This window comes from Streptococcus sp. M143, assembly GCF_000162495.1.
In the GTDB taxonomy this organism is placed as follows: domain Bacteria; phylum Bacillota; class Bacilli; order Lactobacillales; family Streptococcaceae; genus Streptococcus; species Streptococcus dentisani.
Genome location: NZ_GG730094.1, coordinates 41,774 through 53,105, shown reverse-complemented (window position 1 = coordinate 53,105; position 11,332 = coordinate 41,774). Strand labels below are relative to the sequence as shown.

General features: G+C 41.6%; 10 protein-coding genes. 2 read left to right on the top strand and 8 right to left on the bottom strand.

Going from position 1 to position 11,332, the window contains the following annotated elements:
• The 3 genes from HMPREF0850_RS0103230 to HMPREF0850_RS06510 all read right to left on the bottom strand — a co-directional run.
• The coding region (locus HMPREF0850_RS0103230) for a YSIRK signal domain/LPXTG anchor domain surface protein (protein WP_000746262.1) at window positions 1-1,101 on the bottom strand (1,101 nt) is incomplete at its 3' end.
• Between the two features lie 2 nt (window positions 1,102-1,103).
• On the bottom strand, window positions 1,104-1,667 hold the full coding sequence (locus HMPREF0850_RS06515) for a TIGR01440 family protein (protein ID WP_000361603.1): 564 nt from the start codon (window positions 1,665-1,667) through the stop codon (window positions 1,104-1,106).
• Between the two features lie 242 nt (window positions 1,668-1,909).
• Window positions 1,910-2,650, bottom strand: a complete 741-nt coding sequence (locus tag HMPREF0850_RS06510) for a MerR family transcriptional regulator (protein ID WP_000274777.1) — start codon at window positions 2,648-2,650, stop codon at window positions 1,910-1,912.
• 357 nt (window positions 2,651-3,007) lie between these two features.
• Between HMPREF0850_RS06510 and HMPREF0850_RS06505 the strand changes: the two genes are divergently transcribed.
• Window positions 3,008-4,348 carry a sodium-dependent transporter gene (locus tag HMPREF0850_RS06505; RefSeq protein ID WP_025168375.1) on the top strand — a complete coding sequence of 447 codons (1,341 nt, stop codon included), beginning with the start codon at window positions 3,008-3,010 and terminating at the stop codon, window positions 4,346-4,348.
• 42 nt (window positions 4,349-4,390) lie between these two features.
• Here HMPREF0850_RS06505 and manA read toward each other — a convergent pair whose 3' ends face one another.
• Both manA and HMPREF0850_RS06495 read right to left on the bottom strand, forming a co-directional pair.
• Entirely contained in the window at window positions 4,391-5,335 is a 945-nt protein-coding gene (gene manA / locus HMPREF0850_RS06500) for a mannose-6-phosphate isomerase, class I (RefSeq protein ID WP_001294306.1), read from the bottom strand.
• 256 nt (window positions 5,336-5,591) lie between these two features.
• Entirely contained in the window at window positions 5,592-5,852 is a 261-nt protein-coding gene (locus HMPREF0850_RS06495; RefSeq protein ID WP_001291471.1) for a SemiSWEET family transporter, read from the bottom strand.
• Between the two features lie 326 nt (window positions 5,853-6,178).
• Between HMPREF0850_RS06495 and HMPREF0850_RS06490 the strand changes: the two genes are divergently transcribed.
• Window positions 6,179-6,523 carry a lipopolysaccharide assembly protein LapA domain-containing protein gene (locus HMPREF0850_RS06490; RefSeq protein ID WP_000913393.1) on the top strand — a complete coding sequence of 115 codons (345 nt, stop codon included), beginning with the start codon at window positions 6,179-6,181 and terminating at the stop codon, window positions 6,521-6,523.
• A 165-nt stretch (window positions 6,524-6,688) separates the two neighbouring features.
• Here the strand turns inward: HMPREF0850_RS06490 and HMPREF0850_RS06485 are convergent, their stop codons facing one another.
• From HMPREF0850_RS06485 to HMPREF0850_RS06475, 3 genes are all read right to left on the bottom strand, one after another.
• Complete coding sequence (locus HMPREF0850_RS06485) at window positions 6,689-7,036, bottom strand: VOC family protein (protein WP_001052638.1); 348 nt, start codon at window positions 7,034-7,036, stop codon at window positions 6,689-6,691.
• A 58-nt stretch (window positions 7,037-7,094) separates the two neighbouring features.
• The gene (spxB, locus tag HMPREF0850_RS06480; RefSeq protein WP_000191819.1) at window positions 7,095-8,870 is read right to left on the bottom strand and encodes a pyruvate oxidase; all 1,776 of its coding nucleotides are present in this window, start codon (window positions 8,868-8,870) and stop codon (window positions 7,095-7,097) included.
• A gap of 212 nt (window positions 8,871-9,082) precedes the next feature.
• Complete coding sequence (locus tag HMPREF0850_RS06475; RefSeq protein ID WP_000136333.1) at window positions 9,083-11,326, bottom strand: heavy metal translocating P-type ATPase; 2,244 nt, start codon at window positions 11,324-11,326, stop codon at window positions 9,083-9,085.
• Window positions 11,327-11,332: the final 6 nt, after the last annotated feature.

Here is an 11,332-nt window from a genome sequence, read left to right as displayed (position 1 = left end):
GCCTTCTTTACCGGATTCCTGAGTACCCTTGCTCTCAAGTTTTTCAGTATAGGCTGGTAAACTATCTTGGACAAGGGAATCACCTTCTTGACCAGACTCTTGTGTACCTTTGCTCTCAAGTTTTCCAGTATATTCTGCCCGAGGCTCTTGAACTAAGGATTCACCCTCTTTTCCAGCTTCCTGAGTACCCTTACTCTCAAGCTTTTCAGTATAGGCTGGCAAACTATCTTGGACAAGGGAATCGCCTTCTTTACCTACTTCTTGAGTGCCCTTGCTTTCAAGTTTTCCAGTATACGCTGGCAAACTATCTTGAATTAGAGATTGACCCTCTTTGTCTTCTTCTTGAGTGCCTTTGCTTTCAAGTTTTTCAGTATAGGCTGGCAAACTATCTTGAACAAGGGATTCACCTTCTTTACCAGACTCCTGAGTACCCTTGCTTTCAAGTTTTCCAGTATACGCTGGCAAACTATCTTGATCGAGGAGCTTCCCTTTTTTAGAAAAACTAGCTACTTTTATGTCAGTTCCTTTAAAATAACCAATATACTCATATCCTCCAATATCGATCACACCTTTCGCTAGTTCTTCATTTGAGGAGGCCGAGATCGTTTGATTGTAAGAAAGTAATTCTTTATTCTCAAAGGCAAAAGTAGCAAAAGGAATGAAGTTGCTGACACCAAGAGAACCAATCAAAAGCACTCCAAGAACTTTCTGACGCTGTTTTTTAGACACCAAAAAAACAGCTAAAGATGCTGTTGCAAGACCAAGACCTGCTAAAGCAAATTCTTTACTTCCTGTATAGGGAAGTTGTTGACTGTTAGTTGCTTTCTTGCGATAAACTACATAAATAATATCTTCATCATGAAATTCTGTAGGAACTTCATGATGAATCAAGGCTTTTTCAGACTCGGTTAATTCTTGCTCTGCCAGATAACGGTAATGGACTGAATTCACTTCAGCTAATTCATCTGCTTGGACTTTACCAGTTAATAACAAGCTGGCACCAACAAGAAAGGCCCCGATTGCTACAGGACCAACTCCAACAGTCAATTTACGAATAGAATACTTTAGGTTTTTTTGAAACTGTTCTTTTCTCTTTTTCATTCTCATATCTTTCTAATAGAATCTTGTGGATACTGGGCACGCGCACCCCCGATTAGCTTTGGACGACTAGCTAGAGCTGTTACATGGGCATGACCAATCTCACGCAAAACTGGTCGAATCGGAACCTGCACATGCTTGACATGCATGCCAATTGCGGTATCTCCGATATCCAATCCCGCATGAGCCTTGATGAACTCCACTTCAACAGGGTTCTTCATAAACTTAAAGGCAGCTAGCTGACCCGAACCTCCCGCATGAAGAGTAGGTAGGACACTGACGATTTCCAGACCAAATTGCTCCGCCACTTGACGTTCAACGACCAGGGCCCGATTGACGTGTTCACAGCCTTGAACAGCTAGGTGAATTCCTTTTTCCTCTAGGATATCTAGGATGGTTTTCACAATGATTTCGCCAATTTCTTGGCTGGAATCCTTGCCGATTTGCCCACCTAAAACCTCACTAGACGAGAGTCCAAGGACAAAGAGAGCCCCCTCACGCAATCCAGCCTTTTCCAAAACATCTTCAATTACCTGCTGTGTTTCTGTTTTAATTCTACTTTTGTCCATCACTCTTAACCTCATTTTTCTCCTACTATCATATCTTTTTTTACTGATTTTATCAAGGCGAACTAATCACTCAGAGTTGACAATGCAAAAACTTAAAAATGAATTTTCTTTTAGTAACAAAGTAAAGAGTCTGGGACCAGAATGCTTTTCAAAAAAGTAACAACTAAAATGACCTGTCCCCTAAAAAAGTTAAATAGAAGATTTAGCTTTTTTAGCGGAGCAGGACAAATCTCCAGCGATGCTTATGTTATCTGAGTTTGAACATAGTGTGCAATGACATCTGATGTGTACTGGGCTGTGCCAAGTCCAAACTTGTCAATATTTTCCTTAAACTCTGGGTTATAGACGTAGCCTTTGCCGATATGGCCAAATACTTCAATAGAGCAGTCAAATCCATAAGTACGAATAGCTTGCAAGAGTTTGGCTGCTTCTTCTTGGTTTTCGGACGCTGTTGCAGGCAGACCAGCTTGAAGGTTTTGTGCCAAGGCTTGAAAAACTTGGTTGAAGGCGGCTGTAGCCTCATCTTCGTGACCTTTCTGGCGTTCGAGCGCTTGGTCCATCACCTCTTGTCCATACTTCTCTACCGCTTCTTGGTGGTATTTTTGATTGTCTTGATAGCTAAATCCAGTGAATTTTTCCTCAATCGTCATTTTTCTTTCTCCTTTTTGTTCTTGAATGGTTTTTTGCAAGGTGGAAATCAAGGTATCCAGATGTTGCCTTTCTTGGGTCAAATAGTCCAACTGCCTGGTCAAATGAGGCAATAAATCTGTCCTTTCTTCCTTTAACAGCTCTGCTATTTTTTCTAAAGAAAAACCTAGATATTTATAGTAAAGAATGACTTGAAGGCGTTCCAAATCTTCTTGACTGTAGGTTCGATAGCCGTTTTCCGACTTTAACGGAACCAAGAGTCCTATCTTATCGTAGTGGTGCAGGGTCTTGACAGAGACACCCGAAAGCTGCGCAGCTTCTTTTATATGGTACATGATTTCCTCCTTATACTCAATGAAAATCAAAGAGCAAACTAGGAAGCTAGCCGCAAGCTGTACTTGAGTACGGTAAGGCGACGCTGACGTGGTTTGAATTTGATTTTCGAAGAGTATTACATTGATAGTATAACCCCTCCCCTTAGGTCAGAGTCAAGTGTTTCTGCGAAAATTTTTTAACTTTTTGGGAAAGGTGTGAAAACTTGAAAATGGTTTTCTTGACAGACCTTAGAAAACATGATAGGATAGTCAAGTCTATCAATCAAACAGAAGGCTCATAGAGAGCCGTTGAGAGAAGGCTATTTGACATCTCAAGTAGCCTTTTCTTATTTTAAAAAAGAGATTGGAGTTTCAACTATGTCAGAAAAATCACAATGGGGTTCAAAACTAGGCTTTATTCTAGCATCTGCTGGTTCAGCCATCGGACTTGGAGCCGTTTGGAAGTTTCCATACATGACTGCTGCAAATGGCGGTGGAGGCTTTCTACTGGTCTTTCTCATTTCTACCATTTTAATCGGTTTCCCGCTCTTGCTTGCTGAGTTTGCCCTTGGCCGTAGTGCTGGCGTTTCTGCTATCAAAACCTTTGGAAAACTGGGCAAGAATAACAAGTACAACTTTATCGGTTGGATTGGTGCCTTTGCCCTCTTTATCCTCCTCTCCTTTTACAGTGTCATCGGAGGATGGATTCTAGTCTATCTGAGTATTGAGTTTGGGAAATTGTTCCAACTTGGCGGAACGGGTGATTATGCTCAGTTATTTACTTCAATCATTTCAAATCCAGCCATTGCTCTAGGGGCTCAAGCTTCCTTTATCTTGTTGAATATCTTTATTGTATCACGTGGGGTTCAAAAAGGGATTGAAAGAGCCTCAAAAGTTATGATGCCCCTGCTCTTTATCATTTTTGTCATTATCATTGGACGCTCTCTCAGTTTGCCAAATGCCATGGAAGGCGTTCTCTACTTCCTCAAACCAGACTTCTCAAAACTGACCAGTGCCGGTTTCCTTTATGCTCTAGGACAATCTTTCTTTGCCCTTTCACTAGGGGTCACAGCCATGCTGACCTATGCTTCTTACTTAGACAAGAAAACCAATCTGGTCCAGTCAGGGATTTCCATCGTAGCCATGAACATCTCGGTATCCATCATGGCAGGTCTAGCCATTTTCCCAGCCATGTCAGCCTTCAATATTCAGTCTGAAGGGGGACCAAGCCTGCTCTTCATCGTCTTGCCTCAACTCTTTGACAAGATGCCTTTTGGAACCATTTTCTACATCCTCTTCCTCTTGCTCTTCCTTTTTGCGACGGTCACTTCCTCTGTCGTGATGCTGGAAATCAATGTGGGCAATATCACCAACCAGGACAACAGTATGCGTGCTAAATGGAGTACCATTTTAGGAATCTTGACCTTTGTCTTTGGCATTCCTTCAGCCCTATCCTATGGAGTTATGGCGGATGTTCACATCTTTGGTAAGACTTTCTTTGATGCTATGGACTTCTTAGTTTCCAATCTCCTCATGCCATTTGGAGCTCTCTGCCTTTCACTTTTTACAGGCTATGTCTTTAAAAAGGCTCTTGCAATGGAGGAACTACACCTTGATGAAACAGCATGGAAACAGGGACTTTTCCAAGTCTGGCTTTTCCTTCTTCGTTTTATCATTCCTATCATCATCATCGTGGTCTTTATCGCCCAATTTATGTAAATACAAAAAAGGACTTGAGAATATCTCTCAAGTCTTTTCTTTTTATGGATGACTGACAATCAATTCCAAACCTTGCCCTTCCAGAGTCCAAGCTTCAACATCACTTGGTAGGATAAAGTGGCTCCCTTTTTGGATTGGATAGTTTTTCCCGTCAACAGTTAGTTGACCTTGACCAGCCAAGACACTCAACAAGCTGTAGTCAGCTGTCTTTTCAAAGTTAACTTTTCCAGTAATTTCCCATTTGTAAACTGCGAAGAAATCATTGGATACAAGGAGAGTGGAACGTAGATCATCTGCTTTGACAGTGACAGGTCGGCTATTGGCAGGTTCTCCAATGTTTAAAACATCGATGGATTTTTCAAGATGAAGTTCACGCAAGTTGCCCTTGTCATCCTTGCGGTCAAAGTCATAGACACGGTAGGTAGTGTCACTAGACTGCTGGGTTTCAAGAATCAAGATACCTGCACCGATAGCGTGCATGGTACCACTTGGCACATAGAAGAAATCTCCAGCCTTAACTGGCACTTTTGTCAGTAAGGCATCCCAGTTCTTGTCCTCAATTTGCTGGCGGAGTTCTTCTTTTGACTTGGCATTGTGACCATAGATAATCTCTGATCCCTCATCCGCTGCGATGATATACCAGCATTCTGTTTTTCCAAGTTCGCCTTCGTGTTCTAGTCCATAGGCATCGTCTGGGTGAACTTGGACGCTAAGCCAGTCGTTGGCATCGAGAATTTTAGTTAAGAGAGGAAATACTGGTTCTGGACGGTTGCCAAACAACTCACGGTGTTCCGCATACAAAGTAGCAAGGTCTGTTCCCTCGTAGCGTCCATTGGCTACCTTAGAAACTCCATTTGGGTGGGCTGAGATAGCCCAGTATTCCCCGATTTTTTCACTTGGAATGTCGTAACCAAACTCATCACGTAGCTTGGTCCCACCCCAGATTTTTTCTTGCATAACTGATTGTAAAAATAATGGTTCTGACATGTCGATCTCCTGTCTGATTTTTCTCCCCTCATTATAGCAAAAAAAGAGTTCGAATTGAACTCTTTTTTCTATTTTATAAAGTAGGGAGAAGATTTTGTAAAAATAGTAACGAAACAATCTCTTACTTGATGGAGGAACCCCTAAAGCAGCAATCAGAAAGCTCGCTGTCAACGGCTATTCTCCTCAACTCTCATTAGACTTTCTTTACTTGAGAATCTATTTTTATGTACAAAAAAGACTGAAACCAGTCTTCTTTTTAAATCAAAGCTGTGATAGCCGTTACCAGACCAAAAATAATACCTGGTGCATTAGCTGCTGCAAGGGGGATATCTCTTTCTTTTTTGAAAAGACCGTAGTAAACCCAGAGACTACAGTTGATGGCAGCAACCAAGGGCTGGATGAAATTTCCTTTTTGACCAGCCAGATTGTTCATGATTTGTGGGAAGTAAGACACATACATCATAACAGACATAAAGGTCGCTACCCAACCTAAAATTTTCATTTGTTTTTCAGACATTTTCAAAACCTCTTTCATTTTTACTGAATCTTATTTTAAAATATTCTTTCAAAACAATCAAGTCTTTAAAACTTTTGTTATAAAGATATAAACTATCACAATCTTGTTATAAGAAAGAGGGAACAGAAAAAAGACCGAATTGCTCCGTTCTGTTTACTCAATCAAATATTAGAAAATGAATACTCCTTTTCAATGAATCGATTGATTGATGGTAAATAAGCCGTTAGAAATTATTAACAGTATCGAAATTTTCTAGTAAAATGAATTTTGTTAATACCTAAATGGTGTGTAGTTTTCTATCAACATAGTCAGGAGAAAAGGAACTTATGCTAAAAAAATTTAATGAATTGTCACTGAAAGATAAGGCTTATCTAATTGGCGGTTTGAGCTTATTAGTCATTGTGATCTCATTTGGTCTACTCAATCGTCAAACAGTAACTGTCAGTCTTGTCTTTACACAACTATCTGCTCCCTTGATTTTGGTGATTTTTACTTGTCTAGTAATCGGGATCATTGCTGGTAGTGCTATTGGTATTAGCTATCACCATAACAAGACTCAAGATCTGAGAAGCCGCATTGCTGAAGCAGAAGCGACTATCAATATAAAAGACAGGGAGCTTGTCCAGTACGAGGAACAGGTGCAACAATTAAAACAGGAAGCCAAACAATAAGTGTAGAAATCATAACCACCCGTGAAAACGGGTGGTTTTTTGTCTCGCACCTAACGGAGCGAGACGGACTGAAAGTCGCATAAATACAAAAAAGATCGAATTGCTCCGATCTTTTTAAGTTTCACTCCAAGAATGTTTAGATAAAAAATTTGATAATAGAATTACCTACTTCATACGATAAAAATCAATCACTAGACCAGCAGGCCCTTTAACTAATAAGGACTCTGTTCCCCAATCGGTTACAGTTGGTCCGTTTAAAACCTGGATACCAAGTTCTTTCAACCGTTGGTAATTCTGGTCTACATCCTCAACCTCGATATGAAGAATGATTCCTGACTGAAAATCTTCCAAAGGAATCAAATGATTTTGGGACAACATCAGACAGTGACTGCCAATCGTAAACTGAGCAAAACTGTCATCAACATAATCGGGCTTTTTATCCAAAATACGCTCCAAGTCAGCACAGACTTGGGGAACATCTGAAACGATAATATCTAATTGATTTAAATTCATTTACTATCCTCCAGAAAAAGACCGGATTGCTCCGATCTTTTTAAGTTCCACGAAGGAATTATTTAATTGCGCGTGATTGCAATCCTTCTTCTTCCAAGAAGAGGCGGAATGGTACGAGTTCTTCTGCTTCGTATTTTTCCTTGAAGTCTTTGATTGCTTCTTCTGAGTGAAGTTTTGGATCCAATTCAAGTACTTCTACTGGAAGTGGACGGTGTGGAGTGATGCGAGCATCGATCACAACAGTTTTACCTTCTTTGTTGAGTTTAACAGCTTCTGCAACAACTGCATCGATGTCTTCGATACGGTCAACTGTAAATCCTACAGCACCTTGAGCTTCAGCGATTTTCGCATAGTCAGCATTAGGGAAGTCACAACCAAACAAGTGTTTGTTTGTGTCTTCGTATTTGTCCTTGATGAAGGCATATTTACCATTTGAGAAGACAACGTTGATAACTGGAAGGTCGTATTGAACGTTTGTGATAACGTCTGGGTAGCACATGTTGAATGCACCGTCACCCATGATGTTCCATACTTGGCGATCTGGATTGTCTTTCTTAGCAGCGATACCACCAGGAAGGGCAATACCCATTGTCGCAAAGAGTGGAGATGTACGCCACATGTTCTTAGGTGTCATGTGAAGGTGACGAGTAGATGTTTGAGTAGTGTCACCTACGTCGATTGAGTAGATAGCGTCTTGATCAGCATGTTTGTTGATTGCATTGTAAACTTGATACAATTGCAATTCACCCTCAGTTTTACCTTCGATTTTGTTCATGTAATCACGCCAGTTTTGGTTGTTCTTAACGTTTGCACGCCACCATGGAGTAGATTCAACTGGGTTCACTTTGTCAAGGATAGCTTTAGCTGCTTGACCTGCATCACCAAGGATTGAAGCGTCTAGGGCATGACGTTTACCAAGTTTGTAAGGGTCGATATCCACTTGGATGAATTTTTCAGTATTCTTGAATGCTTGGTAAACTTCAGCAAATGGGAAGTTTGAACCAAGGAAAAGAACTGTGTCTGCTTCAAAGACCACTTCGTTGGCTGGCTTCCAACCAACACGGTAAGCAGAACCTGTCAAACCTTCATAGTTCCATTCAAAGGCTTCAAAGTTTTTACCAGTTGTGATGATTGGTGCTTTGATTTTACGTGACAATTCAGTAATCACTTCACCAGCTTTAACACCACCGTAACCAGCATAGATAACTGGACGTTCAGCATTGTTCAAGATTTCAACAGCTTTGTCGATTTCAACTTCGTTCAAGGCAGGAGCGATGAATGAACGTTCGTACGAACCTGAACCGTAGTATGAGTTTTCATCGATTTCTTGGAAACCGAAGTTTACTGGGATTTCAACAACAGCTGGACCTTTTTTAGAAACTGCAGCACGGCAAGCTTCGTCAATTACTTTTGGTAATTGCTCAGCGTATGCTACACGTTTGTTGTAGACAGCGATACCGTTGTACATTGGGTTTTGGTTCAATTCTTGGAAGGCATCCATGTTGAGTTCGTTAACAGGACGTGATCCAAGGATAGCAAGGAATGGAGTGTTATCCATAGCTGCATCGTAAACACCGTTAATCAAGTGAGTCGCACCTGGACCACCTGAACCAACTGCAACCCCGATTGAGCCACCGAATTTAGCTTGCATGACCGCTGCAAGAGCACCTGTTTCTTCGTGGCGAACTTGCAAGAAGCGGATATCTTTGTCTTCAGCCAAAGCATCCATCAATGAGCTGAGTGTTCCTGATGGGATACCGTAGATTGTGTCTACGCCCCATGTTTTCAATACGTTGAGCATTGCTGCAGATGCAGTAATTTTCCCTTGAGTCATAATGATAACTCTCCTTCAAATATTTTTAAAACTTGATAAATCCGTTTTCATATACTAATTGGAAACGTTTCAGCAAATTTTTACTCTACTACTTTACCACATTTGTTTTGGGTCTCCTAAGAATGTGCTCAGAAGTTTTTATTCTCTATTACAGTACAGTTTGAAAACGTTTTATGTAACTGTTTTATAATAAAAAGCGAGCAAGCTCGCTTTTAGTCTATTTTACTAAAGTTTAGCATGAGTGAACTGGTTAATACAGATACAGAACTAAAGGCCATGGCTAGACCAGCCAGTTCTGGATTGAGAACGAGACCAATTCCTGAAAAGACTCCTGCTGCAATCGGAATTCCGGCGACATTGTAGATAAAGGCCCAGAAAAGATTGAGCAGAATTCGATTGAAGGTTTTCTTGCTCATGTCAAAGGCACGAACCACTCCTAAGAGGTTATTAGTTGTCAACACCAAATCTGCTGACTCGATGGCAATATCTGTTCCAGCTCCCATAGCAATCCCCACATCTGCTACGCTGAGGGCAGGAGCGTCATTGATACCATCACCAACAAAGGCTACTTTTCCAGCTGATTGTAGTTTATGGATTTCATGGGCTTTTTCTTCTGGCAAGACACCTGCAATGACCTCTTCGATTCCGATCTGATCTGCAATAGCACGCGCCACTCCAGCATTATCCCCTGTCAGCATGACTGTTTTAAGTCCACGTTTTTTCAGCTGACTGATGGCTAGCTTGGCATTTTCCTTGGGAATATCTTGCAGGGCAAGCAAGCCTTTAATTTCATTGTCAACAGCCAAGTAGACAACTGTCTTAGCTTCTTTTTCTAGTTCTTCTAGTTTTTCTTGATAAGTGCTAGAAATGTTCATGCCATCCAGCATTTTAGCATTTCCAAGCAGAACTTGTTTTCCATTGATTTGCCCTGAGACACCTTTTCCGTGCAAGGCTTGGAAATTTTCCACAGTTTGAATCTCAAGTCCAGCTTCACTCGCTCGCTTGACAATGGCCTCAGCCAGTGGGTGTTGGGAAGCTTCTTCCAAGGAGGCTGCCAATCCAAGCACTTCTACTTCGTCGCCGATGATATCTGTTACCACAGGTTTCCCTTCCGTCAAAGTCCCGGTCTTATCAAAGACAATAGTTTGAACTTTCTGGATTTCCTGTAGAACCGTTCCATTTTTGAGGAGAACCCCCATCTTGGCACTGCGACCTGTCCCCACCATAAGAGCTGTCGGTGTTGCAAGACCCAAGGCACAAGGGCAGGCGATAATCAAAACAGCCACTCCATAGAGAAGAGAAGAGACAAAACTCGCTCCAAGCACGACTACACTATCCCTGAGCAAGACGAACCAAACCCAAAAGGTCACAATCCCTAAAATGACAACCGCTGGTACAAAAATCCCTGAAACCTTATCCGTCAAATCCTGAATTGGTGCTCGGCTGGTCTGGGCTTTCTTCACAAAGTCCACAATCTGTGCCAAGACAGTCTCTGAACCAACTTTTTCTGCTTTAAAAACAAGCGTTCCGCTATTATTGATGGTTGAGCCAATGACGGTATCTCCAACTGTTTTGTCTACCGGCAGGCTCTCACCTGTCACCATAGACTCATCAATACTGGACACACCTTCGACTACAACCCCATCAACCGCAATCTTTTCACCGGGACGCACTCGAATCAGGTCACCTACCTTGACTTGCTCCAAGGGGATTTGAACATAGCTATCATCACGCAAGACTTCTGCAGTTTTAGCCTGCAAGTCAAGTAATTTCTCCACAGCTTGGGAAGTATTTTTTCGCATTTTTTCCTCAAAAACGGCTCCCAAAAGAACGAAGAAGAAGATAAATGCAGCACTTTCAAAGTAAACGGGGAGACCAGCGAAGAGGGCAACTAAGCTATAGAAATAGGCCACTAGAGTTCCCAGAGCAACCAAGGTATCCATGTTGGCATTGTGCTTTTTAAAGCTGGCCCAAGCACTTTGGATATATGGACCACCTGCTACTAGCATGATAGGTGTTGTAGCTAAAAAGGTGCCCCAACGCATGACTTGGTGACTAATTCCTCCTGTCGACATCCCAATCATGATAATCACAAGAGGCAGGGTAAAGATACTGGTAATCCAAAAACGCTGTAGGAGGGATAGAGATTTTCGAGTCTTCTCAACTACGGTGTAGCTTCCCTTTTGCATCTTCATACCACATGAAAATTCATGTTGCCCCAACTCTTGGGGTGTAAAACGAATTGTCTTCTCTTCATCCACGCCGATTGGTTCCAAGATGCCTTCTTCTTCAAACAGAATTTCCTTATAACAGTTTGAAGGAGTTGTACGATGAAAGGTAATTTCAGCGGGAATTCCTTTTTGAAGCTGGATGTGGGCTGGATGGTAGCCTTTGTCTGCCGTGATACGGATTTTTTGAACACCATTTTCAAGACTTGCTTTTACAATTTCAGTCATATCATT

Bases quoted from the DNA above. Each gene is read 5' to 3' on its own strand.
- HMPREF0850_RS06505 (WP_025168375.1), top strand. From the start codon at position 3,008: ATGTCAGAAAAATCACAATGGGGTTCAAAACTAGGCTTTATTCTAGCA.
- HMPREF0850_RS06475 (WP_000136333.1), bottom strand. From the start codon at position 11,326: ATGACTGAAATTGTAAAAGCAAGTCTTGAAAATGGTGTTCAAAAAATC.
- HMPREF0850_RS06490 (WP_000913393.1), top strand. From the start codon at position 6,179: ATGCTAAAAAAATTTAATGAATTGTCACTGAAAGATAAGGCTTATCTA.
- HMPREF0850_RS06495 (WP_001291471.1), bottom strand. From the start codon at position 5,852: ATGTCTGAAAAACAAATGAAAATTTTAGGTTGGGTAGCGACCTTTATG.
- spxB (WP_000191819.1), bottom strand. From the start codon at position 8,870: ATGACTCAAGGGAAAATTACTGCATCTGCAGCAATGCTCAACGTATTG.
- HMPREF0850_RS06485 (WP_001052638.1), bottom strand. From the start codon at position 7,036: ATGAATTTAAATCAATTAGATATTATCGTTTCAGATGTTCCCCAAGTC.
- HMPREF0850_RS06515 (WP_000361603.1), bottom strand. From the start codon at position 1,667: ATGGACAAAAGTAGAATTAAAACAGAAACACAGCAGGTAATTGAAGAT.
- manA (WP_001294306.1), bottom strand. From the start codon at position 5,335: ATGTCAGAACCATTATTTTTACAATCAGTTATGCAAGAAAAAATCTGG.
- HMPREF0850_RS06510 (WP_000274777.1), bottom strand. From the start codon at position 2,650: ATGTACCATATAAAAGAAGCTGCGCAGCTTTCGGGTGTCTCTGTCAAG.